Here is a 26,283-nt window from a genome sequence, read left to right as displayed (position 1 = left end):
TCTATGAAAGCCTTTCAGAATTTGGGTTTTTGGTTTCGTCACCATCTGTATACCCTTATTCTAAAGGCTTTTCCAGCTTTTTTAGATGGTTATTACTACTTTTTTTCGCTCAATTGGGGTTGGACTTTCAGGGTTGGGTATAATTGTGGCCGAAATACTAAAAAAATGGCAACTCATTCACCCAAACCTTGGTTCCGTCTGGATTGTTACACCCATTTTGCTTTTATTTGCATGCAGTGAAGTTACCAAATCTTCCTATCTAAAAAATAGTCATAAAGTATCTATCAAAGTGACAGATAATTTTACGATAATTATTAACATTGTTTTGATAATTTTATCAATTTTTGCCGTCATCAGTATCCCCCTCTTATGGTTCGGAACCATTGAAGAACTTTCACGGGGAGGAGGATAGAAGGTAAATTGATATAGAAAAGCAAGAAGCACTTCTCACGTAATTGCATAGGGAAATGCAAAGCGGCTGGAGAATTTAGAATAAAGCTCCGCTTCACAACACTTTAATTTGAATAATGCAGGCGTTAACCGAAAGTTAAAAGGAGTTAATCAATGAATACCAAGACACATCTTTATGTACTATGGACCAATGATAATCCGCTTACAGCAGAAAAGATGGTTTTTATGTACACGGTAAACTCTTTGATTCATGGCTGGTGGGATAAAGTAACCCTTATTATCTGGGGCGCCACAACTAAACTGGTGAGCGAAGACATCAATATCCAACAAAAAATTGAAGAAGCATTGAATGCAGGTGTCCACATAACCGCCTGCAAGGCGTGTGCCGATCAATTAAAAGTGACTGAAATATTAGAAAAAATGAATATAGAAGTTAAATACTGGGGAGACCCGCTGACTCAAATTTTAAAGAATAAGGATACACTTTTAACCATATGACCACCAAGACGATAACCATGCCAATACATCGCATTTTGCATTGGGGAAACCTTTAGCAACAATCTTCATTAGCTCTTAAGGAAAATATAAATATGGAAATACCGCTGCTGAATGACCTTATTATCATTTTTGGGCTGTCCATCGGCATCCTCTATATCTGCCATCGCCTTCATGTTCCGGGGATTGTGGGCTTTCTTCTTGCCGGGGTATTGGCCGGACCATACGGACTTGGCCTGATAAAGGCGGTTCATGAGGTTGAAATCTTGGCTGAAGTCGGTGTGGTGTTGTTGCTTTTTACCATCGGAATCGAACTCTCTTTAGAAAAACTGCTGCAAATCAAAAAATCGGTATTGGTGGGGGGCTCGATTCAGGTGTTGCTTACCTTTTTAATTACTGCTGTGATAGCGAGGCAACTGGGGCAACCAATCGGCAACTCAATTTTTGTCGGATTTCTTATTTCCCTTTCCAGCACGGCCATTGTGCTAAAACTGATCCAGGACAGGGCTGAAGTTGATAGCCCCCACGGGCGTACAACCCTTGGTATCCTGATTTTCCAGGACATCATCATTGTTCCCATGATATTGATTACCCCTCTGCTGGCCGGGGCCGCCGGGGAAACCGGCGTATCCGTCCCTGTTCTTATCGCCAAGGGAGCCGGAATTATCTTGCTGGTCATCGTTAGTGCCAAATGGATTGTACCCGGGGTATTGTATCAAATCGCCCGGACGAGAAGCCAGGAGCTTTTTTTGTTGAGCGTGGTTGTCATTTGCCTGGCTGTTGCGTGGTTAACTTCCAGCGCAGGCCTTTCACTTGCTTTGGGTGCATTTTTGGCAGGTTTGATCATTTCCGAATCTGAATACAGTCATCGGGCCCTGGGAAGTATTTTACCCTTTCGTGATGTCTTCACCAGTTTCTTTTTCGTCTCCATCGGTATGCTGCTCGATGTCGGCTTTCTTTTTCACAATCCGGGGACCATTATAGTGATCGCTGTGGGAATTTTATTTTTAAAATCCATCATTGCCGGTATTGCCACAATTTTATTGGGATTTCCTTTACGTACTTCAATTCTGGTCGGCCTTGCACTGAGCCAGGTGGGTGAATTTTCTTTTATCCTATCCAAAACCGGGGTGGAACATGGTTTGCTTTCAGGGGATATTTATCAACTGTTTTTATCTTTTTCCGTGCTTACCATGGCGGCGACACCATTTATTATAACTCTGGCACCGCGTTTATCAGACATTATCCTGCGACTGCCCCTGCCGAAAAGGCTAATATCGGGATTTTTCCCTGTTCCCGAGGCAGAGGCGAAGGGGGAAAAAGACCATCTCATTATTATCGGCTTTGGAATTAATGGCCGAAATGTGGCTAGAGCTGCCAGGCTATCGGGTATCCCCTATGCTGTTATTGAGATGAACCCTGATACAGTGAGGACCGAACAAACACATGGTGAACCGATTTTTTACGGGGATTCAACCCAGGAGGTCGTACTCCAGCACGCAAACATCAAAGATGCGCGAATTGCGGTGACTGCAATTAATGATCCTGCAGCAACCCGTCGCATTACCGAAATGATTCGAAGACTTAATCCGAAAATTCATTTGATCGTTCGAACACGTTATCTCCAGGAGATGAAACCGCTGTATGAATTAGGGGCCAACGAAGTCATTCCGGAAGAATTTGAAACATCGGTGGAAATTTTTACCCGGGTGTTGGCCAAATATCTTATACCCAGAGATGAAATCGAAAAGCGGGTTGCCGAAATACGATCAGATGGTTACGAAATGTTTCGAAGCTTTTCTGAAAAGTCGTTATCCGTATCGGAGTTAAAACTTCAACTTCCCGATGTTGAAATCAGTACTTTAAAAATTGCGGAAAAATCATCATTGGTGGGGAAAAGCATCGCCCAGATAAATCTAAGGAAAAGATTTGAGGTGACTGTATTGGCAATACGCAGGAATGCACAAACATTATCCAATCCACAGGCCAATACACAGTTTCTTGCTGATGATACCCTGGTGGTCCTCGGACGCCCTGATAAAATTGCCAATCTGATGGAATTCATTCATCATTAATGGTTACATAAAAAGTAAAAGACTACTTTTTACCAGACGTTTGAAGTTTTCGATGAACAGTGACGATTGAAAGAAACCTTTGAAAAATAACGCTTTACCAAGGCCTTTTGGAGGATGTTATGAAAATAGGCTTTATACAGTTTGCTCCGGCACTTTGTCATGTTGAAACGACCATACGCACCATAGACAGACTTATTGTTCAGTGTAAAGAGGCCGACCTGGTGGTATTGCCTGAATTGTGCAATTCCGGTTATCATTTCGCATCAAGGGAGATGGCATGGGAAGGGTCTGAAGAAATCGCCAATAGCTTGTTTATAAGATTTTTGGAATCTAAATGCAAACAATATGGTTTTTACATGGTGTCCGGTTTTAATGAAAGATTTAAAAACCTGTTGTTCAATTCAGCTGTGCTTATTGGCCCGGAAGGCTATATGGGAAAATATCGTAAACTTCATTTATTCATGAATGAAAAGGATTATTTTGCGGCCGGTGATGCGGGATTGCCGATTTTCAACCTCGGGCTGTGCAAAATCGGATTGCTGGTTTGCTTTGATTGGATATTTCCTGAAGTTTGGAGAATATTGGCTCTCAAAGGCGCCGACATCATCTGTCATCCCTCGAACCTGGTATTACCCGGTTTCGCTCAAAAAGCAATTCCCATCCATGCCTTACTAAATCACGTTTACGTGGTTACCGCCAACAGAATCGGTACTGAACGCGACCTATCGTTTACCGGCCTTTCCACCATTGCGAACCCCAAGGGCGAAGTACTTGTTCAAGCTTCGCAGACAGCAGAAGAGGTCCGGGTAAAGGAAGTTGATCTGAATTTGGCCAGAGATAAAATGATTACCCGAAGAAATCATATTCTATCAGATCGCAGGCCGGAAGAGTATGGTTTGCTCACACAAAATGACCCTTTCAATTTCGCTTAACCCATAATATAATTCTTCAGAACAGTAAGATTGGGTTTACCTCATTGACCAGAATGGGTCGGTGGAATTGATTCGTTTTGACTTTATTTGATTAAAAACCCTAATACATGACATTGAAATGAACCGGAGAGACTATGTTTGAACAAGTTCAAGCCGCTAAAAAAAGATTGAAAGGTTATGCCAATGTAACGCCGATTATGACTTCCCGGACACTCAACCGGTTGGTTGGGGCAAAAGTGTATTTCAAGTGCGAGAATTTCCAAAAAATTGGGGCATTTAAGTTTCGCGGGGCATTCAACAGCATCTCTCAACTTTCGAAAGCAGAGAAAGCGCGAGGTGTGGTTACTTATTCTTCAGGGAATCATGCCCAGGCAGTGGCTTTGGTCGGTCAAATGCTGAATGTTCAAACCACAATCGTCATGCCGAACGACGCTCCTGCAACCAAGCGGGCTGCCACCAAGGAGTACGGGGCCACTTTTGTTGAGTACGATCCCGACAAAGGAAGCCGTGAGGATATTGCCAAAGAACTTGAAGCCAGTAACGGCTATACCATGATTCCGCCGTATGACCATGCGGAGGTAATTGCAGGACAGGGGACTGCCGCGCTGGAGATGTTCGAGGAGATCGGCAATCTTGATATGTTGCTGGTTCCCTGTGGCGGAGGTGGGCTGTTGAGCGGTTCGGCGATTGCGGCCAAGGGAATGTCACCGAATTGCCGGGTAATCGGTATCGAACCGGAACTGGCCGACGATGCCACCAAATCTTTCCAAACCAAAAAGCTGCACCGGGTAAAGAATCCACCGACCATTGCTGACGGAACCCGTACGCCCTCGTTAGGTAGAATCACATTTCCGCTGGTGTTGGAGTTTGTGGATGATATGAAAACGGTTTCCGAAGAAGATATTATAGAGGCGGTCAAATTTCTGTTTTACCGCATGAAACTGGTCGTTGAACCTTCCGGTGCTCTTGGGTTGGCGGCATTGCTGAGTCGCGCTGTGATCGCAGAAGGCCGGGTTGGAATCATAATCAGTGGCGGCAACATTGATTCCGCCACCATGATAACGATCTTAAGCCCATGAAAAGATTGGTGCAAAAACTCTGTCTGAATAATACTAAAAGTATTACAAAAAAGAGAGATAGGGGCAATCCCTCTAAAACAGGCGTTCGGAGGGAGGAAAATGATTTCAGTAATCACTCCGGCTTATAATGAAGAACGTTTGATAGAAAGCTGCCTATGCTCAGTTAAAGCCGCTGCAAAACAGGTGTCCGAAGTGGTTGAGCATGTTGTGGTGATGAACCGTTGCACGGATAACACCGGGGAGATTACCGCCCAATTGGGTGCAAGGGTGATTACTGAAGACTCGCGAAATTTGAGCCGTATTCGAAACAAGGGGGCTGAGGCATGCAAAGGGGATATCATCGTTACCATAGATGCGGACAGCCAAATGACCTCTAATATGCTGCTGGAGGTATTGAGAAAACTCGATTCGGGAAAATATATCGGTGGCGGGGTTAAGATCGTCCCGGAAAGAATATCACCGGGGATACTTTGCAGCCTGTTGGTGGTGGCCCCCTATATTTTGTGGCATGGCGTGAGTGCAGGGATGTTTTGGTGTTTGAGGAAAGATTATGAGGCCATTGGAGGCTTTGATGAAGAGCTGTGCTGCGTTGAAGACCTTGATTTTGGCAAACGTTTAAAAAGATATGGGAAACGTGTTGGAAAACGCTACGGCACCATACGCAAGGCCCGCATTGTCACATCATGCAGGAAATTTGACCAGTTTGGCGATTGGTATTTTGTTAAAAACCCAATGGTTGTTTATCGGGTGTTTAAAAGAGATCCAAAACAGGCGGATCAGTTTTATTATGACGCCAGATCGAATACTACCGAAAGAGACACTTCAGTGGACGGCTGAACGTCGCCACTGAGTGTTTCATTCAGGCGCTAAATAGCTTACAGCGGTTCAATCCAGCCAAAAGGGTCTTCCGATTTTCCGTACTGGATGTCTTGAATGGTGTTGAACAGTTTGCTGGCCATGGGGCCGACGCTGCCGTCACCGATGGTCAGAACTTTATCTCCGTATTTCAGTTCCCCCACCGGCGAAATCACCGCGGCGGTTCCCGATCCGAATATTTCCTGCAATTTTCCGGACTCATGTGCCGCTACCACCTCGTCTATACCTATCTTCCGCTCAGTCACCTTTATATTCCAGGATTTTGCAAGGGCAAGGACGGAATCTCTGGTAATTCCGGGAAGGATACTGCCGTTTAACATGGGGGTGATGAGTTCGTCATCGATAAGGAAAAATATATTCATTGCCCCGACTTCTTCAATATACTGCTGTTCGACGCCATCCAGCCAAAGCACCTGCGTATAGCCCTCTTTATGCGCTTTTTCACCGGCGTACAGGCTGGCCGCATAATTTCCCGGTGTTTTGGCCTCTCCCACACCACCCCGGACGGCCCGGACATGTTCTCTGGTAACCCATATTTTTACGGGATTAAAGCCTTCCGCATAATATGCCCCTACCGGAGACATGATAATAAAGAAACGGTAGGTAAATGACGCCCGCACCCCAATAAAAGGATCTGTCGCTATAATGGTGGGCCTTATATAAAGTGAGGTCCCAGGAACACTTGGAACCCAGTCTTTTTCCACGGTGATTAACTGCTTCAAGGCATCAAGGGCAAAGTCCTCATCCATTTCCGGGATACAAATAATTTTAGAAGAACGATTCAGCCGTTTGAAATTTTCTGCAGGTCGGAAAAGCTGGACATCTCCTGACGCAGTTCTGTACGCCTTAAGACCCTCAAAAACACCCTGGCCGTAGTGAAGAACCATGATTGAAGGATCCATGTCAAGAGAACCATAGGGCTCTATGCGCGGATGGTGCCATCCTTTTTCCTGACTGTAATCCATGTTGAACATATGGTCAGTAAAGATCGTTCCGAACCCCAAATTGGATTCATCCGGTTTCGGTTTTAAAGTATCTGTTTTGGTAATGGTTAATTTCATGTTAAGCCTCCTGAAATAATATATATTTCGTTTATTTAAAGCGACAAGCACTCCAGATTTTTAAACAGAACCAAAAGTTTAATTTGGATACTACATAGCACATTTAGAATTAAAATCAATGCTATTAAAAGAGTATGCCTATTAATTTACAAAAAACGTGAATGTCTGCGATAAGAATCAACAGTGATAAGAATCAACATGATAAGAATCAACCTTGACAGCTGAATCCGTCTTTGGTACATAAATACCGGTTCATTTGTTGATTGAATTTCCTGATAAATGAGTCTGATCTGAAACATAATATACAATTCAAACATTCACTTATCCTGCGCTTAACCAATTGGTTTTTATTAAAAAATATGATTTGCATTTGCATCTATGGACAAGTTCTTTTTCCCAGGAATGGGTTTCGGCAAAATCTGTTTTCTTTTTAAAAATGTGACACTATCACAAGAAAGGAGGTTCAAATGAAAAGAAGAATTTTGGCCACAACAATCTTCATCGTCCTGTCAATGGCACTGGTCCTCACGCCCATTTTTATGGCGGAGGCACAGGCTGCAGACAAAATCGGCTGGGTCGGCCCCGTTTATAAGGAATTGTCCGCCAGCCTGACTAAGGGCTTTAAGACGTACTATAAAAAGACCTATGGGAAGGATGTGGACATTACCTTCGTAAGACCCGGCGGATGGCCGGTCTGTCTGGACAAAGTCAGAGCATGGGGCGGAAAACCGGATGCTGACATTTTTCTGGGTGCAGGCGCTCCGGCACATGAAGTTTTAAAGAAAGAAGGATTAATCATCCCTTATCGGCCAAAAGGCTGGGCCAAGGTTCCTGCCAAGTGGCACGGTATGAAGGTAAAGGATAAGGGTGATTTATGGACCTGTTTTGCGCCCTGGATTGTCACCAATCTATACAACGAGAAAGTTTTGAAAAAACTGAGGCTGCCGCCGCCAAAAACTTGGCACGATCTGCTCAATCCCATCTACCGGGGAAACATCGTGCATACATTGCCGTATGCATCCGGCACCATGCATGAAACCATTGAAATCCTGTTACAGGCATTTGGAGAAAAGGAGGCCTGGAGATATCTCAGATTGCTGGCAGCTCAACTCGCCCGTTTCTCCAACGGTAGTACGGACACGACCCAACTGGTGGCCCGCGGTGAAGTCCCCATCGGGATTGCACAGCCGCAGATGAACGCCATGGCTGCACGTAAAGATGGTTTCCCTGTACGCGACTTGCTTCCGGAAAAAACCATCCTTGTTCCCGAGGCAGTGGCACTACTGAAAGGCGCGCCCAATAAAAAGGTGGGGAAGATTTTTCTGGACTGGCTGTTCAGTATGGACGGGCAAAAATATGTGCTTGAGGGTCGATATTTTGCCGCCAATACGGACATTAAATTCTCCGCCTGGCAAAAACAGGGTGTTGAAATGGCCAAGCACGCAACGAAGGCATTGGGGGTTGATTCGTTTTGGGATTTGAAGGTCGATTTTATCGAGTACGACCTGGATCTGGCCACAAAAAGATGGGACGCAGTCAACAAGAAATACGAGTATGAGATATATAGAAAATGGGGCGAATTGAAAAGCAGTCTTTTCCTGATTGAGGAAGTTGAGGGGGAAATTGCTGCGGCCAAAGCCGAGAAGATGAACGTGAAAAAGGCCGATGCAAAGATAAAAGAAGCCAGAAAGCTATTCGAGGTCGATGGCAAGTATGCCGCAGCCCGCCTGGCCGCAGCAAAAGCACGCGCTTTGCTGGTCGCGCCGTAACAGTGCTGTAAAGTCAGTCTGCACTTTTGGGTCTGATAAACGGGCGAGCAAACGCTCGCCCGTATAATTATTGGGATTTGGAATTATAGGAGTTGGTGTTTAACCCAATGGGTGTTTTTCGGATTACCCTCCTTGCTGGAATGCTACACTCCAACTTACTCCGAGCATTGTTGATCAAGCCTGTTGCATAACGATACCCTAAAGGAAGTAGGCTTGAAATTGAGTAAAATAAAGGATCTGATATGTCACGCGGCAGTATTTCTCTGGCAGCACTCCTGTGGTTGATCGTTGCCTTCCTGGTAATTTATCCGCTTTCCATTTTAGTATTGGAAAGCTTCAAAATTGCCGAAACCGGTGGCTGGGGTATGGGCAATTACCTGGAATTTTTTCAGGACGCGTATTATCTCAAAACCTTTGGAAATACCCTGCTGCTAAGTACGATGGTACTTCTGACCACCACCGTATTCGGGGTGCCCCTGGCATACATTTTGGCCAGATACAGGCACCGGGGAAAAACCGTTTTCACCGCATTGATTCTGTTGCCGATTGTTTTGCCCGCTTTCGCCGGCGTGTTTGCCTTCATCATCTTTTTCGGAAAATATGGAACTGTAAATCTGCTTTTGATGGAAATTGGCCTGATAGACAAACCGCTGAATTTCATCTATGGCTTACACGGACTGGTATTCATTCAATCCCTGCATATGCTCCCTTTTATCGTTCTGGGTCTTTCGGCAGGTTTTACCAACATAGATCCTTCCTTTGAAGAAGCCGCCGAAGTCGAGGGAGCGAGCAGTTTTCGGAGATTTTTTACCGTCACCTTGCCGCTGTGTACCCCAAGTTATCTGGCGGGCGCCGTTCTCGTATTCCTGTGGCCCTTTACCGACTGGCTCACCCCATTGATTCTGGGACAGGTGGACCTTCTGCCATCGGTTTCGTATATCAACATCTCCTATCACTTTACCGATATGCACCGCAAGCATATGGGGATCGTGGCGGTGGTGGTTTCTTCCATCGTTTGCATTTCTCTCTTTTTGCTCGCCCGGTATTGGGTCGAAAAGAAAAAGTATACCGGACTCTCAAAAGGGACAACGTCCGAAGGCCGTGTGATCGAGCCCAACAGGTGGGTGAAATCAGGTGCGTATATGTACATGATTTTTATTGCCGTTCTGGTTTTGCTCATTCCGGTTGTGTTGGGTTTAGCCGCATTTTCCCGAAGATGGACCTTTGAGATATTCCCCACCTATTGGACGCTGGAAAATTTCCGGCTCATCCTGCTGGAAAGTCCGCTTTTGATAAAAAACTCCTTCCTTTTCAGTGGAATTGCGCTGATCTTCGGAATTGCTTTCGGGCTTCCGGTGGCTTACCTTATCGTCCGTACCCGGGTGCCGGGAAAAGATGCCCTCGATTTTGTCATCACATTGATGCTGGCGTTTCCGGGTATCGCCATTGGTGTGAGTTATATTTTGGCATTTTGGAAAGCCATACCTTTGGCCCATTATTGGATTATCATGCCCATCGCTCTGTTTGCCAGGCGACTTCCGTATTTTTTGCGCATGGCGCACTCCTCCTATTTACAGCTGGATCCTTCCCTGGAGGAAGCCTCCGAGGTATCGGGCGCCGGTAAACTCAGAACTTTTTTCCTTATTTCATTGCCGTTGCTGCTTAAAGGAGTACTTGTCGGCGTGGTGATGTTCTTCATCATGGCGTTTCAGGAAATTTCCACCGCGGTATTCCTTTATAAGGGAGGATGGGAAACCCTGCCCATTGGGATCTACCTGAACTGGCATCGTGGAATGGAATTTGGGATCGCCGCTGCCATGGCTTTTCTGATGATTGTGATCACCTTCATTCTTCTGCTGATCATATCAAGAATCAGCGGGGGTGTTCTCAAAGCCGCCTGGGGTGCAGAAGGATAGTTACAGATCAAAGGTTCAGGTTTAACTGCCAATAAACGCTGAACCGACATTAAGGAGACAATTTTAATGGCATTCATAGAGATTCAAAACCTTTTTAAACACTTTAAGAAAGTGGTGGCCATTAATCACATTCAGCTGGAAGTGAAGAAGGGCGAAATGTTGACACTGCTCGGGCCCAGCGGTTGCGGCAAAACAACCACCCTGCGCTGCATTGCCGGGTTGGAAAGGCCGGACGAGGGAGATATCGTTATTGACGGTAAGCCGATGCTTTCACAGGGATTTGTCCAGCCCTCTAAAAGGGGCATCGGTATGGTGTTCCAAAACTATGCCGTGTGGCCCCATATGAAGGTATACAATAACATTGTCTATGGCTTGAAACTTCAAAAGTTGTCCAGGCAGAGCATTAAGGAAAAAGCGCAAAAAGTTTTGGAGTTGGTGGGTTTGGATGGTTTGGAAGACAGATATCCGTCCCAATTAAGCGGTGGCCAACAGCAACGGGTCGCGCTGGCGCGGGCTCTCGTGGGCAATCCCAAAGTGCTGCTTTTAGATGAGCCGCTGAGTAATCTGGATGCCAAGCTCAGAGAAGAATTGAGATTTGAGATAAAGAGTCTGGTCAGGCGAATGGGCATCACTTCAGTCTATGTGACTCACGATCAAGCCGAAGCGATGGTGATCTCTGACCGTGTGGCCGTTATGGAATCAGGGAACATAATACAAATCGGCCCTCCGGAGGAGATCTATGAAAAGCCTGCCAACCGGTTTGTTGCCGATTTCATCGGTACCATGAATTTTATTTCCGGAGAAACTGTTGAGGTGGTACCGAATTCTAATAAGGTTTACGTACGTACTGAATTCAGCGAAAAAATGCTGTGCTCCATGCCGGACAGCAGGGCAATGAAAACCGGCGAAAAAGTTTACGCATCCATACGTCCGGAGGATGTGGAAATAGTTACGGAACCTCCCCAAACGGGGGAAAATCTGTTCAAGGGGACGATTGCCCACAGGGCATATCTGGGTAACTTCCTGTATTTTTTCGTAAGCGTAAATGACACGATGATCAGGGTGCAGGTTCCCCATTACCTTCCACAGGAAGAAGGGCAGGAACTCCATTTGTTTCTAAATCCAAAAAAATGTATGATCCTTGTCTAATTGCCAAGGTTTCACAGTTTTCTTTCACAAAAGGAGAAAGTCCACCATCTCGGCAAAACCGTATCCACCTTCCTTTTCCGTTACCCAGGCAGGGTTACATTCCATTCTTCCTTTAAAATGCATCACATTGGCAACACCCACGGAATGAGGAAAATAAGCAAACATGGGAGAATCGTTGGGGGAGTCCCCGGTAAAAATAACTTTGTTTTTAATTGCTTCAAGATGCACTTGAAAAACTTCTTCAAAAAGGAACCGGGTCATGGAAAGTTTGTCATAATTTCCGAACCAGCCGTTTACATGAATGGAGCTTATCTTTGCCTGGGCACCTGCCTGGTTAAATAGTCGTACAATCCGGTCAATATCTTTTACAGGAAGCGGTGGAACATCTTCGCAAAAATCGATGGCAAGATCTGCTTCACGATAGGCCTGATCAGCGGAAACCCGACAGCCCGGAATTTTTTCCAAGATTTCCTGTTTTAGCTTTTCCAGCTTTTTCCAGTCCTGTTTTCTTTCTTTTTCAGGTTTGAAGTATCGTCGAATCATTTTTTTTTGGGTGTCTTCATATCTGAAATAGAAAGCGCCGTTTTCTCCAATAACACCATCCACCGGCCACATTCTGGCAATATGATCGCACCATCCGGCAGGGCGTCCGGTAATCGGGAGGACTTGAATGCCTGCTTGGTGAAGATTTTCCATGGCGGTAAATACCACCGCAGGAAGTCGACCCTTTATGGTAAGGGTATCGTCAATGTCGGTTAGAACAAAACGAATGGTTGATTTTAAGTGCTTGGGAAACTCATTAAAAGGATTCATATTTTATTATTTTTGTTCTTTAAAAGCATTTACTGCGGCATAGGCTGAAGCGATGGCCAGTCCGGACCCGCACTTCATCCGCATCCAGTCCTGATGTGCCAATATGGACCCTGCGGCAAAAAGTTTATTAAAGGCCGGTTTGCCGGAGCTGTCCAGGGGGCGAAACTTATCATCAATTTCCAGTCCAGCCGTATTGATCAAATGCCCCTTGGGGTCCAGAAAATCATGACTGTGCCAGTTTTTTCTCTCACCCTCCTGAAAAACCGGGAGATCAAAAATGGATTCCCTGATTTGTTTTCTTTCTGCCCGCAGCCCTCTGCCTAAAAACCGGCCGCTTGCCAGTATGATTCCCTTTGCCTTTAAGGTATATTCTGTTTCAGGACCTCCGGCGTCGAGTATGAAGCCACCTTTGTTATGGTGGACCTTCAAAACCTTTTTTTGCAACAGAAGCTGAACACCTTGGTTGGGAAGTTGCGTTTCAAAAGCCTCCTTGATGCGAAGACCTGTAATAGATGGCGGCATGGTGGGAATTTCGAAAATCGGAACACCGATCATCTCCTGCAAATCGTGAAAAATTTCAACCGAATGGTTAATGCCAAAAATGGTCGGAAATCCTATCATTGCTGAATCTTTTACATGGAGGTGGATAATCCGTGCCAGGGCTTTGCGATTTTCAGCAAGTGCCAGGGATCTGGCCACAGGTTCCAGGTATACTTCTTCCAGATGATCGGTATGGGGAAATGAAATACGTGCATGACGCAAATCCGGCCAGGAAGATTTTAAGGTTTCTGTGATCTGTCGGGCGCTGAATCCTCTCAGTCCTCTGATATCAATGATAAGGCAGGGGCATTTTTGTTCCAGGGCCAGGACACCGTTCCACATGGTTTGAGGTACACCATAGGTATGCTTAACGGTTCCCGCCGGAGTCATTATTTTTGCGTTACGATTTTCATGCCGGTCATAGGGGAGGCCTGCATCACTCATAAAGGATAGAAATTCTTCCAAAGCCCCATGGATGTCATTTTTGTTTATTTTTGCAAAAGGATGGTTGGGGATATCACTGATTAACGCCTGAATCGCCTCCCACGGGTTTTCCCAGACTTTGCCGTCACCTATTGGATGCACCCCCATCAGATCAATCAGCCCGCTGGCAAAAATAATTTCACTGGTCAATCCTGCCAGTACCGTGGAGACTCCGCGGCTGGAAGCAAACAGGGCCGACGCCATTCCGGCCATACCAGCGCCGATAACTGCCAGGTCACAGTTTATTTCCCGGTTATCGTTGCTCATCGTATCCATTGTCAAGTATTTCTTTCTACCGTAGGGTGTCGCTTTGTTCCATCTTTTTTTTACTTCTGCCTTCTGCCTTAAACACTACAATTCAATTCCCATCAGGCCGCAGTAAAGGGCTTCCTGTAATTCCGCCTGGATAAGCGGCGTATCCCAGAGCAAAGGCCGCACACCACGCCATCGTTCATTGACAAATTCCCTTAGACTGGTTAAGCCCTCATCTGCTTGCAGTTCATCTGTATCGTAAAGATACGCACAAGTTCTGAGACCGCAGAAAGTACCCTGACAGGCCCCCTTGCCAATCCTGCTGCGAAGCCCGATGGCCTTCAGGTCCGGTTTTCCGTTTTGTTTATGGATAGATTCCACGATGCTGTCCACCACACTTTTGGGCACCATTTCGCATTCACACAGCATGATATCTTCCGGGTCATGTTGTTTCATCCACACCTTTGGAGCCAGACCGGGTTTTGTCCACCGGGCGGCTCCGGCCGGCGTAAGGGGATCTGTTCGGGTCAGACAGGGACGGGAAACACCCAGCCGATTGCAGATAAGATTCGCCGTTTTTTCCGCCATTAACCGGTAGGTGGAAAGTTTGCCACCGGTGATTGAAGCAAAATTTTCCAAACCGTCTTCTAGATGATCAATCAAAGAAAACCCACGACTGACGCTGCGGTCATCGGCCCCGGCCTTTGTTCCTAACAGGGGTCGGACACCTGCATATGCGCGAATAAACCGTGTTCTTTCCAGTTGGGGAATCATGGCGGTGGCTTCACTTACAATATAATCGGTTTCCTCAACAGTGGGAAAAACCTGGTCCAATGTGTCTATGGTAACGGAAGTGGTGCCTAAAATGGAGACCGTTCCGCCGGGAACCAGGATATCAGCGTTAGAGGAAGGCCTCAGGCGATTGATCACCCGCTGCGCAATCCGGTTGTGTGTCACTAGGAGACTCCCTTTAGAATACAGGAGGTTGATGGTGCAACCGGCAAGGGCAGCCACTTCCTTTGCCCATGCTCCGGCGGCGTTAACCACCTGCACGGCCTCAATGTTAAACTGTTCACCGGTCAGCATGTTTTGCAGCTTTGTGACCAGAATACGATTTTTCTTTATGGTAAACCCGGTGACTTTTGAATGGCGAAGCAGGGTGGAGCCAAGATCCAGAGCCTGGTAAATGTTGTCCAAAGAGAGTTTAAAAGGGTCAACGGCTGCATCCGGCACCTGGTATGCGGCGATTAGTTTATCGGAAAGGGAAGGCTCCATTTCAAGCACTTCTTTGATGTCTAAATCCTTGGTCGGAATACCGCACTTGGAACATAAACCGGGAAAATCGGCGACATACTTTTCATCATCTCCTTCAACCGCCACAAACAGCCCGCCGGTATCCTCTACGCAATGGGGGGCCAGTTTCTTTAAAATATTTCCCTCTTCCCGGCACTCCTTGGCATTTACCAAATCACCTGCCACATAACGCGCACCGCTGTGTAACAGTCCGTGATTGGCACCGGATGCTCCTGCGTTGATATCACTCTTCTCCGCAAGAATGCATTCAATCCCACGAAGAGTAAGGTCTCGGACAATACCGGCGCCGGTGATTCCTCCTCCAATAATCAGCACCTGTGTTTTCAGCATGGTTTCCTTAAATGATATAGAATTAAATTTTATTTAACATAACCATGTGTCATGTTCAATGTATTATCACAACATTTTAATTGCTTGGTTTTCTTTTAACCATTTGACAATACGATGCGACTTGGTTAAGAAAAGTTCAACAAATCATCAAAAAAAGAAAGGAATACATATGGATATACCAGGTAAAAAAGCAAATATCGAACCGGTCAGGCTGGGGCCTGAAAGCAGGTTTAAGTTTAAATGCCATAAAGATGTTAAATGTTTTACCCAATGCTGCAAAGGAATCAGTATTACCCTCACTCCCTATGACATTATCAGGCTCAAAAATCGTCTTGGCCTTTCCTCCGAAGAATTTTTAGCCATTTATACCGAGCCACATATTTTAGAAAAGACCGATCTTCCTATTGTAACACTTAAGCTGATAGATGGCGAAACATCTGATTCAGACAGGAAAGCCTGCCCATTTGTAAGGGAGGATGGATGCATCATATATGAAGACAGACCCACCACATGTCGGTATTATCCTTTAGGTGTGGCGACTTTAAGCCATAAGGAAGGTTCAGACGATGACGGATTCTATTTTTTTGTTAATGAGCCCCATTGCCTTGGATTTGAAGAGGATAAAGAGTGGACGGTTAATAAATGGCGAAAGGACCAGGGGGTGGATATCCACGATGATATCAATGCACAGTGGACGGACCTGGTGGTAAGAAAACGATCATTTCCTCCGAATATCAAGCTTACGGACCAGGCCAAGCAGATGTTTTTCATGGTAAGCTATAACATCGATAAATTCAGGGAGTTTGTTTTTGAGAGTTCGTTCCTTAAGCGATTTGATATAGATGAAAAAATCCTGGAAAAAATACAAAATGATGAAATAGAACTGCTGCAATTTGGGGTTGAATGGCTGAAGGGAATCCTCTTTAAACAAACCGACCCGCAGAAGCAGGCAGCGGACGGCAGAATGAAGCCGGGAAATAACAAGGCTTGAATGAGCAGGCCTTTTGTACTGAACTGTAGGGTGGAAAAAATGACGAAAAGATATGTCATCGCACTTGACCAGGGGACTACCAGTTCCAGGGCGGTGCTGTTTGGCAGTCGGGGTAGAATTGAGGGTATTACACTAAAAGAATTCACCCAGCACTTCCCTCGGTCGGGTTGGGTTGAGCATGATCCCATGGAAATATGGGAATCCCAGTGGGAAGTGTTCCAACAGCTTGTCAATGAGCGGAAGGTTAATCCCTCTGATATCGCAGCAATTGGCATTACCAACCAGAGAGAAACGACGGTAGTGTGGGATAAAAACTCTGGAGAACCCGTCTTTAACGCCATCGTGTGGCAGGACAGGAGAACCGCCTCAATCTGTGAATTTTTAAAATCAAAGGGTTTGGAAGATTATGTTCGTCAAAATACCGGACTGGTGATTGATGCCTATTTTTCCGGTACCAAGATCAAATGGATATTGGATAATGTCAAAGGTGCTCGGGAAAGAGCGGAGAAAGGAGAATTATTATTCGGCACCATTGACACGTGGTTGATCTGGAAACTGACCCACGGAAAAGTGCATGCCACCGATTATTCAAATGCCTCACGTACTTTATTATATAATATCAGAGAGTTGAAATGGGACCCCGCTCTCCTCAAAGCGTTGGACGTGCCTGACACGATGCTGCCTGAAGTTCGGGATTCCTCGGGGAATTTTGGAGAACTGGAATATAAGGGAGTAAAAATTCCCATCAGCGGTGTGGCCGGCGACCAGCAGGCGGCCCTGTTTGGTCAGATCTGTTTTGAGGAAGGTATGGCCAAGAACACTTATGGAACGGGTTGCTTTCTTTTGATGAATACGGGAGAAGAACCTGTTTTCAGCCAATCCGGCCTGATAACGACCATCGCATGGGGAATTGGTGGACATATCCAATATGCACTGGAGGGCAGCGTCTTTGTTGCCGGCGCTGCCATACAATGGCTGAGAGACGGGCTGAAAATTATAGATACAGCGTCCGCATCAGAGGAGCTTGGCAGGCAGGCCATGGACGAAGAAGGTGTTTATGTGGTTCCTGCTTTTGTGGGCCTGGGAGCTCCTTATTGGGATATGTATGCTAGAGGCGCGATTTTTGGTCTTACCAGAGATACCGGCAGGGAACATATCACTAAAGCCACCTTGGAATCTGTGGCTTTCCAGACCAGGGATGTTCTGGATGCCATGCAAGCAGACTCAGGTATTGAGCTTAAAAAACTGCAAGTTGACGGCGGGGCTTCCGCCAACAACTTTCTCATGCAATTTCAAGCCGACATCATTGGTGTGGCGGTTGAAAGGCCTGAAGTCATCGAGTCCACAGCCCTGGGTGCGGCCTACCTTGCCGGAATGGCGGTAGGGCTGTGGGAGAAGGAGCAGATTTCCGCAAACAGAAAAATCGATCAGTCATTTCTCCCCTTGATGGATGAGACCAAAAGGCAAACCCTGTATGCTGGCTGGCAAAAAGCGGTAAAGCGTAGTATGGGCTGGATAGAAGCTTGATGGTACCAAAAAAACTATGAACGTCGAACATCGAACGCCCAACGTCGAATTTTGAATAAGGTATTCTACCAATTTATAAACCGGCGGAGCGAAGCGATTTCATCATTCGATGTTCAATGTTCAGCGTTCGACGTTCAAGAAAATCTTTCAACCAACTAAATTTTAACCTATTGATACAATTGATAATTTAATTTCGGTTGCATTACAGCGAAGCGGAATATTATTGCTTTTTACGAATCCTTAATCCTATTTGCCGCCTATCAGGTCCCCGATACCGCCCAAAATAGATCCTTCACCCTTGCGGCTTCCACCTGCAGATGGCGCATGCTGGAAAATACGGTCCGCCATTCGCGAAAAAGGAAGACTTTGTAACAGCACAACCCCTGTCCCGCTAAGTGTTGCCAGGAACAAACCTTCTCCCCCGAAAAACATGGACTTAAGGCTGCCTGCACGCTCGATATCGTAATTTATTCCCGAGGTAAATGCCACGATGCAACCGGTGTCGACCCGAATGGTGTCGTTGTTCAGTTTTTTTTTGATTACGGTGCCGCCTGCATGCACAAAAGCCATGCCATCTCCCCTGAGACGCTGGAGAATGAATCCCTCTCCGCCAAAAAAACCAACCCCGAGTCGTTTTGTAAAGGCAATACCGACTTCAGTGCCAAGGGCGGCGCAAAGAAAGGCATCTTTCTGGCACAGCAGTTCTCCATTGACCTTGGTCATGTCAATGGGTATAATTTTACCAGGATAGGGTGCGGCAAAGGCCACACTCTTTTTCCCAGTGCCCGAATTGGTAAAATGGGTTAAAAAGATGGACTCGCCTGTAATCGCGCGTTTGCCTGCATCCATCAGCTTGCCAAAAAGACCGCCATCCGGTTTGGACCCGTCACCCATTTTGGCTTCGAAGGTGATTCCATCATCCATGTAATTCATTACTCCGGCCTCAGCTATTACGGTTTCGCCCGGGTCAAGCTCAACTTCAACGATTTGGATATCGTCGCCCATCACCTTGTAATCGACTTTATGGCTTTTCACTGTGTTACCCTCCTATTGATGTTATTACGATAGGATCATCTCCCAAAGAGTTGGTCGATTGATCAGGGTTCAAGGATTCATAGGGGTCAGGGGTTCGAGTGAAAACAATCAAAAAACAAAGACATACGGGAAAAACCTGACTCCTGGAAGGCTCTTCTCCAATAATTTGGAGAAGAGCCTTACGAAATTCGTTTCTTCCTGTCCAGGCTGCGGTACTGTATTGCCTCTGAGATATGGTCAACCTGGATATCTGCCTGACGTTCGAGGTCTGCAATGGTTCGTGCAATCTTAAGGATACGGTTGTATGCACGGGCGGAAAGACCGAGTTTGTCAATTGCGGATTCAAGGAGGTCGGCAGAGGCCTCATCGATTCCGCAGTATTTTTTTATATGGCGGCTGCTCATCTGGGCGTTGCAGTAAATTTTTGTGCGCGAAAATCTTGCGGATTGAATGGTTCGAGCCGATTCCACCCGTTTTCTTATTTCTTCCGACGGCTCAGCATCCGAGTCTCCCATCAGGTCCTTGTAGGGGACTGCAGGCACTTCCACATGAATGTCTATTCTGTCGAGCAGCGGACCGGAAATCTTTGACCGGTATTTGTGAATCTGGCTATAAGTGCACCTGCATTCATGTTTCGGATCAGATAAATATCCACAGGGGCAAGGGTTCATGGCGGCGACAAGCATAAAACTGGATGGATAGGTAATGGTTGAGGCTGCCCTGGAAATGGTGACTTGAAGATCCTCCAAAGGCTGACGTAACACCTCCAGCACGTGCTTTTTGTATTCGGGAAGTTCATCTAAAAATAAAACCCCATTATGGGCCAGGCTGACCTCACCGGGTCTCGGAATATGCCCGCCACCGATTAAGCCGGCATCTGATATGGTATGATGGGGTGATCTGAAAGGTCTTTCGGTAACCAGGGCCTGGCTTTTCTTGAGCATTCCAACCACGCTGAAAATTTTAGTGGTTTCTATGGCCTCATCAAATGTAATCGGAGGAAGTATGGTGGGGAGGCGTCGGGCCAGCATGGTTTTTCCTGAGCCTGGCGGACCCACCATGATCAGGTTGTGGCCACCGGCGGCGGCAATTTCCATGGCCCGCTTCACATGCTCCTGGCCCATGACCTCGCAAAAATCAATCTCTGGTTGGGTGTTATGTTTAAATATACCGGAAATATCAACCTTTTCAGGCTTGATCAGTTTAAAACCGCGAAAAAAGTCCACCACCTGGTGCAGCGTTTTTACCGGGAAAACAGAAATGTCTTTTACCACGGACGCTTCCCGTCTGTTGTCATACGGAACAACGATACCTGCATACCCCGCCTTTTTTGCTGCCAGAGCCATGGGAAGGGAGCCGTTTACCGGTTTGATTCGACCGTCTAAAGAAAGTTCACCCAATACAAGATATGGATTAATGCTGTTTTGAGGAACGATTCCGGTTGCAGCTAAAATTCCCACTGCAATGGGCAGATCAAAACCGGTTCCCTCTTTTTTTATGTTGGCCGGGGCTAAATTTACCGTAATTCTGTCATCAGGGAAACTGTAACCTGAATTTTTAATGGCAGACTTAACCCGTTCCTTGCTTTCCTTTACCGAAGCTTCCGGAAGCCCGACAGTGGCAAAGGTTGGAAGCCCTGAGGTGATATCCACTTCCACTTCCACAAAATATGCATCAATTCCAATCACCGCGCTGCTTAATAATTTTGCCAGCAAGCCGCCTCCTTTAGCAACTGTTTCGTATTTACTGCTTTCACCATGAACTCATCTCAATTTTTGAGTTAATTTTGTTGCAGCAAAATTTTCCCAAGCGTCCATTAGGCTCATCTGCTTTTTGCCTGTTTCAGCCACAAATTGTACCATCGGTAACCGCAAACGGGCCACTATTTTATTGGTTGAAATTTATAACAGATCATATTATATAGGACAATCTTTATTTATCCTTTAAACAATAGAGCGAATCCAAAAGCTGAAAGCTGATGGATTCGGCTTTTTAAGAATTTATTCATATTATATACCGTAACAATGTATTTTAGCCAAAGAACCATTAAACAGCCGGTAAATTGCACAGGCATTGGCCTTCATTCAGGCAAGAAGGTGAATTTAGTGATTAAACCGGCGCCAGTGAACCATGGCATAAAATTTATTAGGACAGATCTTCTTAACAATCCCGGAATCACCGCACATTTTAACCAGGTGGTGGATACCAGCCTTGCAACCGTTATAGGGAGTGACGGGTGTATTGTGTCAACCATAGAGCATCTGATGGCCAGTTTTGCAGGTCTTTCAATAGATAATGCCTTGGTTGAACTTGACGCCTACGAAGTTCCTGTCATGGATGGCAGTGCCGCGCCTTTTATCGATCTGATAAAAAAGGCGGGAATAAAAAAGCAGTCTGCACCCAGGCATTTTTTTTTGATAAAAAAACCGATTGCGCTCGAAGAAGGGGATAAGTCGGTTTGCGTATATCCTTCCAATACTTTTAAAATTACCTACACCATTGAGTTTAATCATCCCCTGATAAAGAAACAAACCTATTCCATAGATTTGTCGGATAAAATCTTTGAAAGCACCATTTCCAGGGCCAGAACCTTTGGTTTTTTGCATGAAGTAGAATATATGAAACGTTATGGCCTTGCCCTTGGAGGCTCCCTGGAAAATGCAGTGGTGATCGATAAGGACAGCATAGTGAATGAAGATGGTTTGCGATTCGAAAATGAATTCGTACGACACAAAATTCTTGACTGCCTCGGAGATTTTTCCCTGCTTGGAATGCCGGTCTTAGGCCATTTGATTGTGGTTAAGTCAGGACACGCCTTTAACCATGCCTTTCTTGAAAAATTCTTTTCCCAGAAAAAATCATGGGAAACCTGCACAATCAACGATTCTGCGGAACTTGAACAATTGCGACCAAAATCTCTTGCAATTTAAGAGAGTTTTCGATATAAATTCGGATGGAATATTTTTGTAGTCCTTCTCTATCTTTTATATGTTGATATAACACATCTAATGAATCGAAAAATATTTATCATACTTCTTAGCTCGCTCTTTCTTTTTCAGACGCCTGCTTTTGCCCAGGATGCAAAACTGGTAAATATAAATATCTCAAATACACGTGACGATCTCCTCATATATTTCAATGTGGAAGGCGCCTTCAGAGAAAAACTGAAGAAGGCTATTTTAAGTGGAGCACCGGCGACTTTTTCATTTTATGTGAATTTATACAGAGTTCGAAATTTCTGGCCGGATAAGAGTATCGCCGACATAAAAGTCACCCATACGGTAAAATACGATACTTTGAAAAAGGAATTTACCGTTGACAGACCGTGGAAAAACAGCAAACCTGTGGTAACCAAATCTTTTCAGCAAGCCCAAAAGCTGATGACTGAGATTGACAGCCTGGAGGTTGTCTTATTAAGCAAGCTCGAAAAAGGAAGCCGGTATCAAACCAGAGCCAAGGCTGAGGTTAGCAAACTAACCCTTCCGTTTTATCTGCATTATGTCCTGTTTTTTGTTTCTCTATGGGATTTTGAAACCGATTGGTATACCATAGATTTTATATACTAAAAGGCATCCGATAGTATACCAAACTGCCGTTACTCTCTCACCGCAACATTATGAACGAAAATATAAAGCCATTCAGTATCGACCAGGATCGCAAACGGCGAAAGCGTGAAGTCATGCTGATTGGTATTATTATTGTCATCGTCTCCCTGCTGGCTTTTGCCGAAAGCAGAATCATACATTTTGGTGCCGACTTTCCTGTTTCCAACACCGTTTTGATGTTTATTTTGATTAATATCAATCTGCTGTTGGCAATTTTGTTAATATATCTTGTTTTCAGAAATCTGGTAAAACTGCTGTATGACAGAAAGCGAAAGGTAATTGGAGCAAAGCTCCGCACCAGGCTGGTGGTGGCCTTTATCTCCCTCACCCTTTTGCCAACCATTGTACTTTTTTTATTTTCCATCAATTTTATTACAGCCAGCATGGAGTTTTGGTTTAAAGTTCCGGTGGAGCAATCCCTGGAAAAATCACTATCCGTGGGCAGAAGTATGTATACTAGGATAGAAGACAACAACCGGTTTTTCCTGGAAAGAATCGCATACCAGATAAAGGCCAAAAAACTTTTAAACCCGGATAAAAAAAAAGCCCTTTCCAATTACGTTCAGGTGGTCCAGCGAGCATTCAATTTTGATGCCGTGGAGATTTATTCCGCAAACTCAAAGCGTCTCATGCTCGCTTTTTCACCGGAGTTGGGGGAAAACCCTTTCAAGGAGGTGCCTGCCGATGATCTTATTAAAAAAATTATCCCCCAAGACGCCTGGTCCATCACCGAAAAAATTACAACAGGAGAACTTGTCAAAACCATCGGGACCATTCCTTTTGGCGCAAAGCCTGATGATAAACCGGCTTTTGTGGTGGTGACATCTATGATCCCTCCTTATATTTCTCAGAACCTGAAATCGATTTCGCGAGGTTTCGAAGAGTACCAGCAGATTAAACTGCTAAAAAAACCGATTCAGATTACCTACTATATATCGCTGTCCATAGTCGCATTTCTGGTGCTGTTTTGCGCCATATGGTTCGGGTTTTACATGGCCAAATCAATCAGCATTCCCATAAAAGAGCTTGCTGAAGGCGCCAGAAAGGTGGCCGAAGGAGAGCTTGGTTTTAGTATCGATCCTGTGGCTGACGATGAAATAGGTAGCCTGGTCGAAGCCTTTAACAAGATGACCAAAGATTTACGTATTGGCCGCGAGCAACTGGAACTTTCCGCTCTGATGCTTCAGCAGCAGAATGTTGAAAATGAAGAACGGCGACAATACATGGAGATCGTGTTGGAAAACATTTCTGCCGGCGTGGTCACGCTTGACTCGAAAGGATACGTTACCACGGCAAACAAATCGGCGGAAAAGATGTTAAATCTTAAATCCGAAGATATCTTGAAAAAGAGTTATAAAAATCTGCTGCGCGGACAACCTCTTCAACTGGTGGAAGAAGTCATGGAAGATATTACCAGCTCCAAGAAAGATGCCGTCGAATTGCCTTTACGGGTATCTATCGAAGGGAGGTCACGGAGCTTCTTGATTAATGCCAATGCACTTAAGGACGATACCGGGAGTCATGTGGGCATTGTGATGTTATTTGATGACCTTACAGAGTTGGAAAAAGGGCAGCGGATGGCGGCATGGCGTGAAGTGGCTCGCAGGATTGCACATGAAGTAAAAAATCCCTTAACGCCCATTACGCTTTCGGCTCAACGTCTTAAACGGAAATATTCCGAGCAGCTTTCCGCACCGGTTTTTAATGAGTGCATCCGAATGATCATTGACAATTCCGAATTGATTCGAAATCTGGTAAACGAATTTTCCTCATTTGCCAGATTTCCCACAGCAGATCCGAAACCCTGCAAATTACTTCCGATTATCAAAGAAACAATCGCACTTTATAAAGAAGGATATCAAAATATTACGTTTAAAACGAACTTCCCCAAAAAAATTCCCGCTCTGAACCTTGATCGCCAGCAGATCAAGCAGGCGATGATTAATCTTGTTGACAATGCCGTTTCCGCGATAAAAGATAAAGGGAACATCGTTATTTCTTTGGCCCATGATCCCATCTTAAAAAAAGTGCGTTTGGAAATCGCAGATAATGGTGTTGGCATTTCCGATGAAGATAAAACGCGTCTGTTTGAGCCAAATTTTTCAACCAAAAAAACCGGTATGGGTCTGGGGCTTACCATTGTAAATTCAATTATTGCTGACCATGGCGGAATGATAAGCGCCAGGGATAACATTCCCCACGGCGCTAAATTTGTGATAGAACTGCCCGTGTAACGGCCAGAGACAAGGAGAAAAAAATATGTTTCCATCTGTTTTAATTGTTGATGACGAACCGTCCATTCTGCAATCTCTAGGGGGGCTACTTTCTGATGAAGGGTTTGAAGTGATAACCGCTTCAAATGGATATGAAGCATTGAAGATCATCGATAGTCAATCCCCGGACCTGGTTTTGTTAGACATATGGATGCCCGGCATTGATGGCATAGAAACGTTAAAAGAAATAAAAAAAGGCAATCCTTATATCCAGGTCATCATTATCACCGGTCATGGAAATATTGAAACCGCTGTAAAAGCGACCAAACTCGGGGCATTCGATTTGATTGAAAAACCGCTTTCCATCGACAAGGTCATTGTCTCAATTAACAATGCCCTGGATTTCAGGCGACTGGAAGAAGAAAACAGATACCTTAGAAAAAAAACGATCGAAAAAAACTCCATAAGCGGAAAAAGCACACCGACCGAATTGCTTAGGAAACAAATAGAAACAGCCGCTCCCACCGAGACATACATCCTGATCACAGGCGAAAACGGAACAGGTAAAGAACTGGTCGCGCGAACCATACACCAGTTAAGCCCAAGGGCAAATCAGCCGCTTATTGCCGTCAACTGTGCGGCAATACCCGATGAATCAATAGAAAGCGAGTTGTTCGGTCATGAAAAAGGCGCTTTTTCAGGAGCAACCTCAAAAAAAATCGGTCGATTTGAAATGGCCAATAACGGAACTATCTTTCTGGATGAAATCGGTGACATGACTTTAAAAACACAGTCTAAGATTTTGCGTGTGCTTCAGGAGCAGAAATTTCACCGAGTGGGTGGGAGCAGAACACTAAGTGTAAACGTCAGGGTCATTGCTGCAAGCAACAAAGGGCTTGAAGAAGAAATTGAAAAGGGAAGTTTCCGAGAGGATCTTTACCACCGCCTGAATGTGATACCGATCAATGTTCCCGCTTTGCGGCAGCGATGTGACGACATTCCCCTTTTGGTGGATATTTTTCTTGCCGAATCTGCCAAGCAGAATCAAACCTCCCAAAAAAAATTAGCGCCCAAAGCCTTGGACCTGTTGTGCGCTTATCCGTGGCCGGGAAATGTCAGGGAGCTGAAAAATCTTTTAGAACGGATGACCATTATGGTAAAAAAGGAGATAATAGAAGAAAGCGATTTGCCTGATTCCTATCACCCCGGCGGGATCAAACAGTCGGATTTGCTTGAACCGCAGCTTTTAATGATGGATGATTTTAAGGAAGCCAAACAAGCTTTTGAAAAAGAATTTATACTTAAAAAACTCCAGCTTAATAATAGCAATATCACCAAAACAGCAAAAGCAATCGGAGTGGGGAGGAGTTATCTTCATAAAAAAATTAAAAAATTCAAATAATAAAGGTAGCACAGG

Annotated in this window: 21 protein-coding genes; 15 read left to right on the top strand and 6 right to left on the bottom strand. The window is 45.2% G+C overall.

From position 1 onward, the window contains the following. From SWH54_13560 to SWH54_13535, 6 genes are all read left to right on the top strand, one after another. Positions 1–240: hypothetical protein (locus SWH54_13560; protein MDY6792282.1), on the top strand; the 240-nt coding region annotated here is incomplete at its 5' end. A gap of 324 nt (positions 241–564) precedes the next feature. Next, positions 565–909, top strand: coding sequence for a DsrE family protein (locus tag SWH54_13555; protein MDY6792281.1), 345 nt, complete (start codon positions 565–567; stop codon positions 907–909). 92 nt (positions 910–1,001) lie between these two features. Continuing rightward, positions 1,002–2,981 carry a cation:proton antiporter gene (locus SWH54_13550; protein MDY6792280.1) on the top strand — a complete coding sequence of 660 codons (1,980 nt, stop codon included), beginning with the start codon at positions 1,002–1,004 and terminating at the stop codon, positions 2,979–2,981. A gap of 119 nt (positions 2,982–3,100) precedes the next feature. Continuing rightward, positions 3,101–3,913, top strand: a complete 813-nt coding sequence (locus SWH54_13545) for a nitrilase-related carbon-nitrogen hydrolase (protein ID MDY6792279.1) — start codon at positions 3,101–3,103, stop codon at positions 3,911–3,913. A 134-nt stretch (positions 3,914–4,047) separates the two neighbouring features. Beyond that, positions 4,048–4,992, top strand: a complete 945-nt coding sequence (locus SWH54_13540) for a threo-3-hydroxy-L-aspartate ammonia-lyase (protein MDY6792278.1) — start codon at positions 4,048–4,050, stop codon at positions 4,990–4,992. Between the two features lie 99 nt (positions 4,993–5,091). After that, positions 5,092–5,829 carry a glycosyltransferase gene (locus tag SWH54_13535; GenBank protein MDY6792277.1) on the top strand — a complete coding sequence of 246 codons (738 nt, stop codon included), beginning with the start codon at positions 5,092–5,094 and terminating at the stop codon, positions 5,827–5,829. 38 nt (positions 5,830–5,867) lie between these two features. Here the strand turns inward: SWH54_13535 and SWH54_13530 are convergent, their stop codons facing one another. Beyond that, positions 5,868–6,929: a branched-chain amino acid aminotransferase gene (locus SWH54_13530; GenBank protein ID MDY6792276.1), complete on the bottom strand. Its 1,062-nt coding sequence runs from the start codon at positions 6,927–6,929 to the stop codon at positions 5,868–5,870. Between the two features lie 467 nt (positions 6,930–7,396). Here SWH54_13530 and SWH54_13525 point away from each other — a divergent pair, with 467 nt between their 5' ends. The 3 genes from SWH54_13525 (at position 7,397) to SWH54_13515 (ending at position 11,763) form a co-directional block, all read left to right on the top strand. After that, complete coding sequence (locus SWH54_13525) at positions 7,397–8,698, top strand: extracellular solute-binding protein (GenBank protein ID MDY6792275.1); 1,302 nt, start codon at positions 7,397–7,399, stop codon at positions 8,696–8,698. Positions 8,699–8,940: 242 nt separating this feature from the next. Next, the gene (locus SWH54_13520; GenBank protein MDY6792274.1) at positions 8,941–10,614 is read left to right on the top strand and encodes an iron ABC transporter permease; all 1,674 of its coding nucleotides are present in this window, start codon (positions 8,941–8,943) and stop codon (positions 10,612–10,614) included. A gap of 66 nt (positions 10,615–10,680) precedes the next feature. Beyond that, on the top strand, positions 10,681–11,763 hold the full coding sequence (locus SWH54_13515; protein MDY6792273.1) for an ABC transporter ATP-binding protein: 1,083 nt from the start codon (positions 10,681–10,683) through the stop codon (positions 11,761–11,763). Between the two features lie 24 nt (positions 11,764–11,787). On the opposite strand, the gene SWH54_13510 is transcribed toward SWH54_13515, so the two are convergent. The 3 genes from SWH54_13510 to glpA all read right to left on the bottom strand — a co-directional run bounded on the left by SWH54_13510 (position 11,788) and on the right by glpA (position 15,495). Further along, positions 11,788–12,576: an HAD-IIB family hydrolase gene (locus tag SWH54_13510; protein MDY6792272.1), complete on the bottom strand. Its 789-nt coding sequence runs from the start codon at positions 12,574–12,576 to the stop codon at positions 11,788–11,790. A gap of 6 nt (positions 12,577–12,582) precedes the next feature. Continuing rightward, a complete protein-coding gene (glpB, locus tag SWH54_13505) occupies positions 12,583–13,866 on the bottom strand; it encodes a glycerol-3-phosphate dehydrogenase subunit GlpB (protein MDY6792271.1) in 1,284 nt (427 codons plus the stop codon). An 84-nt stretch (positions 13,867–13,950) separates the two neighbouring features. Then, positions 13,951–15,495: an anaerobic glycerol-3-phosphate dehydrogenase subunit GlpA gene (gene glpA / locus SWH54_13500; protein MDY6792270.1), complete on the bottom strand. Its 1,545-nt coding sequence runs from the start codon at positions 15,493–15,495 to the stop codon at positions 13,951–13,953. A 169-nt stretch (positions 15,496–15,664) separates the two neighbouring features. On the opposite strand from glpA, the gene SWH54_13495 reads away from it, so the two are divergent. After that, on the top strand, positions 15,665–16,486 hold the full coding sequence (locus tag SWH54_13495) for a YkgJ family cysteine cluster protein (GenBank protein ID MDY6792269.1): 822 nt from the start codon (positions 15,665–15,667) through the stop codon (positions 16,484–16,486). A 39-nt stretch (positions 16,487–16,525) separates the two neighbouring features. Beyond that, positions 16,526–18,013 (top strand): glycerol kinase GlpK, encoded by a 1,488-nt coding sequence (gene glpK, locus SWH54_13490; protein MDY6792268.1) that lies wholly within the window; start codon positions 16,526–16,528, stop codon positions 18,011–18,013. A gap of 246 nt (positions 18,014–18,259) precedes the next feature. On the opposite strand, the gene SWH54_13485 is transcribed toward glpK, so the two are convergent. Both SWH54_13485 and SWH54_13480 read right to left on the bottom strand, forming a co-directional pair. After that, complete coding sequence (locus SWH54_13485) at positions 18,260–19,048, bottom strand: TIGR00266 family protein (GenBank protein ID MDY6792267.1); 789 nt, start codon at positions 19,046–19,048, stop codon at positions 18,260–18,262. A 179-nt stretch (positions 19,049–19,227) separates the two neighbouring features. Then, positions 19,228–20,763: a YifB family Mg chelatase-like AAA ATPase gene (locus SWH54_13480; GenBank protein ID MDY6792266.1), complete on the bottom strand. Its 1,536-nt coding sequence runs from the start codon at positions 20,761–20,763 to the stop codon at positions 19,228–19,230. 309 nt (positions 20,764–21,072) lie between these two features. Between SWH54_13480 and lpxC the strand changes: the two genes are divergently transcribed. The 4 genes from lpxC to SWH54_13460 all read left to right on the top strand — a co-directional run bounded on the left by lpxC (position 21,073) and on the right by SWH54_13460 (position 26,268). After that, on the top strand, positions 21,073–21,978 hold the full coding sequence (lpxC, locus tag SWH54_13475; protein ID MDY6792265.1) for a UDP-3-O-acyl-N-acetylglucosamine deacetylase: 906 nt from the start codon (positions 21,073–21,075) through the stop codon (positions 21,976–21,978). A gap of 78 nt (positions 21,979–22,056) precedes the next feature. Next, on the top strand, positions 22,057–22,614 hold the full coding sequence (locus SWH54_13470) for a DUF4390 domain-containing protein (GenBank protein ID MDY6792264.1): 558 nt from the start codon (positions 22,057–22,059) through the stop codon (positions 22,612–22,614). 50 nt (positions 22,615–22,664) lie between these two features. Beyond that, entirely contained in the window at positions 22,665–24,887 is a 2,223-nt protein-coding gene (locus tag SWH54_13465; protein ID MDY6792263.1) for an ATP-binding protein, read from the top strand. A 25-nt stretch (positions 24,888–24,912) separates the two neighbouring features. Next, a complete protein-coding gene (locus SWH54_13460; GenBank protein MDY6792262.1) occupies positions 24,913–26,268 on the top strand; it encodes a sigma-54 dependent transcriptional regulator in 1,356 nt (451 codons plus the stop codon). The last annotated feature ends 15 nt before the right edge of the window (positions 26,269–26,283 follow it).

Source organism: Thermodesulfobacteriota bacterium (genome assembly GCA_034189135.1).
In the GTDB taxonomy this organism is placed as follows: Bacteria; Desulfobacterota; Desulfobacteria; order Desulfobacterales; family JAUWMJ01; genus JAUWMJ01.
Note: the sequence above shows the minus strand (reverse complement) of the source record. Positions and strands in the feature narration are given on the sequence as shown.

Excerpts from the sequence above, each read along its gene's own strand:
- SWH54_13470 (MDY6792264.1), top strand. The coding sequence starts at position 22,057 with ATGAATCGAAAAATATTTATCATACTTCTTAGCTCGCTCTTTCTTTTT.
- lpxC (MDY6792265.1), top strand. The coding sequence starts at position 21,073 with ATGTATTTTAGCCAAAGAACCATTAAACAGCCGGTAAATTGCACAGGC.
- SWH54_13510 (MDY6792272.1), bottom strand. The coding sequence starts at position 12,576 with ATGAATCCTTTTAATGAGTTTCCCAAGCACTTAAAATCAACCATTCGT.
- SWH54_13520 (MDY6792274.1), top strand. The coding sequence starts at position 8,941 with ATGTCACGCGGCAGTATTTCTCTGGCAGCACTCCTGTGGTTGATCGTT.
- SWH54_13535 (MDY6792277.1), top strand. The coding sequence starts at position 5,092 with ATGATTTCAGTAATCACTCCGGCTTATAATGAAGAACGTTTGATAGAA.
- glpB (MDY6792271.1), bottom strand. The coding sequence starts at position 13,866 with ATGAGCAACGATAACCGGGAAATAAACTGTGACCTGGCAGTTATCGGC.
- SWH54_13495 (MDY6792269.1), top strand. The coding sequence starts at position 15,665 with ATGGATATACCAGGTAAAAAAGCAAATATCGAACCGGTCAGGCTGGGG.
- SWH54_13545 (MDY6792279.1), top strand. The coding sequence starts at position 3,101 with ATGAAAATAGGCTTTATACAGTTTGCTCCGGCACTTTGTCATGTTGAA.
- glpK (MDY6792268.1), top strand. The coding sequence starts at position 16,526 with ATGACGAAAAGATATGTCATCGCACTTGACCAGGGGACTACCAGTTCC.
- SWH54_13550 (MDY6792280.1), top strand. The coding sequence starts at position 1,002 with ATGGAAATACCGCTGCTGAATGACCTTATTATCATTTTTGGGCTGTCC.
- SWH54_13465 (MDY6792263.1), top strand. The coding sequence starts at position 22,665 with ATGAACGAAAATATAAAGCCATTCAGTATCGACCAGGATCGCAAACGG.
- SWH54_13530 (MDY6792276.1), bottom strand. The coding sequence starts at position 6,929 with ATGAAATTAACCATTACCAAAACAGATACTTTAAAACCGAAACCGGAT.
- SWH54_13525 (MDY6792275.1), top strand. The coding sequence starts at position 7,397 with ATGAAAAGAAGAATTTTGGCCACAACAATCTTCATCGTCCTGTCAATG.
- SWH54_13540 (MDY6792278.1), top strand. The coding sequence starts at position 4,048 with ATGTTTGAACAAGTTCAAGCCGCTAAAAAAAGATTGAAAGGTTATGCC.
- SWH54_13555 (MDY6792281.1), top strand. The coding sequence starts at position 565 with ATGAATACCAAGACACATCTTTATGTACTATGGACCAATGATAATCCG.
- SWH54_13515 (MDY6792273.1), top strand. The coding sequence starts at position 10,681 with ATGGCATTCATAGAGATTCAAAACCTTTTTAAACACTTTAAGAAAGTG.
- SWH54_13460 (MDY6792262.1), top strand. The coding sequence starts at position 24,913 with ATGTTTCCATCTGTTTTAATTGTTGATGACGAACCGTCCATTCTGCAA.
- glpA (MDY6792270.1), bottom strand. The coding sequence starts at position 15,495 with ATGCTGAAAACACAGGTGCTGATTATTGGAGGAGGAATCACCGGCGCC.